This window comes from Micromonospora sp. U21, assembly GCF_018070045.1.
In the GTDB taxonomy this organism is placed as follows: Bacteria; Actinomycetota; Actinomycetes; order Mycobacteriales; family Micromonosporaceae; genus Micromonospora.
The window spans coordinates 1-1,090 of the sequence record NZ_JAGPYK010000084.1 but is presented as its reverse complement, the minus strand read 5'-3'; the positions used below and the strand labels follow the sequence as shown (position 1 = coordinate 1,090).

2 protein-coding genes are annotated in these 1,090 nt (G+C 71.0%); both read right to left on the bottom strand.

The features are described from left to right. Window positions 1-50: 50 nt before the first annotated feature. The gene (locus tag KBX63_RS34850; RefSeq protein ID WP_210918679.1) at window positions 51-722 is read right to left on the bottom strand and encodes a Clp protease N-terminal domain-containing protein; all 672 of its coding nucleotides are present in this window, start codon (window positions 720-722) and stop codon (window positions 51-53) included. A 35-nt stretch (window positions 723-757) separates the two neighbouring features. Then, window positions 758-976: a helix-turn-helix domain-containing protein gene (locus tag KBX63_RS34845; protein WP_210918678.1), complete on the bottom strand. Its 219-nt coding sequence runs from the start codon at window positions 974-976 to the stop codon at window positions 758-760. Window positions 977-1,090: the final 114 nt, after the last annotated feature.

The following is a 1,090-nucleotide window of genomic DNA, read 5'->3' as shown; positions in this document are numbered from 1 at the left end:
CGGCGCCCGGTCGTGCCGACGCGCGGTTGCCGCCGTACCAGGACGTGGTGTCAGCCGGTGATGAGTGTGACGACCGCGCCGTCCGAGGTGACCGTGCGTCCTGTCGTGCGTTGGTAACGCCGGACCAGGTCGTGGCGGCGCGATCGCCGGCCGATCCGGCGTTCGGCGCGCAGCAGCAGGTTGCGACTCGGTGGCGGGAAGGTGTTGGCCAGGTCGGCGAGCAGGGCCGGGCTGTCCACGCCTGCAGCGCTCAGCACCCATGTTGCGCCGGGATCGAGCGCGACGAGGGAGAGTGCGAGGTGTTCAGGCCGGTGTTCGCGGTCTCGGCGGGCGAGTGCGAGCCGGAGTGATGCTTCGTAGGCTGCCTGGGCGTCGAGCCCAAGGGGCGGCCTCAGTTGAGCGCATCGCCGTCGTGCCTTGGCCGCTCGGAACGGCAGCAGCGGCTCGCGTGTGGTCGCCCGGTCCAGAACGGCCGGACTCAGACGTGACAGGAACCGGTCCACGTCGATGCCGAGCGGTGCCAGGGTGTCACGGTCGGCGGCGGCCCCCGCGCCCAGTGGCGCTACCTGGCGCACCGCCTCCCGGACGGCCGCCTCGGTTGCGCCGTGCCGGGCGAGCGCAGCGCTGACGGTGCAACCCATCGTGCTGAGGGCAAGCAGGAGATGCTCACTGCCGGCGCGGGGATGGCCGAGATCGCGGGCCATGGCCAGGGCGCGGCCCACCGTACGGCGGAGATCGGGGTGATCGCCTCGGAACATCAGACCTCCTCGTCGCGGCGGTACTTCCGGTGCACGGTCTGTTTGGTGACGCCCAGCCGGACGGCGATGTCCTGCCAGGACCAGCCTGCTCGTCGCGCCGCCGCGACCTGTTCGGCCTCCAGCTGTTCCACCAGGCGGCGAAGACGAGCAACCGCCCGCAATGCGACGTCGGGGTCGCTGCCGTGTACGGCGTGGTCAAGGTCGGCGATTGCGGACATGATGTCAGCATATGCTGACGCCGACCGATTCGTCAACATGTGCTGACGAGGGGTGCTGCGACGCACGCTCACCAGCCGCGATCCGCGCGCGGCGGAGCGTGACCACCCAGCAGT

What these genes read in the sequence shown, in the direction of transcription:
- KBX63_RS34845 (WP_210918678.1), bottom strand. Translation starts at nt 976, where the DNA reads ATGTCCGCAATCGCCGACCTTGACCACGCCGTACACGGCAGCGACCCC.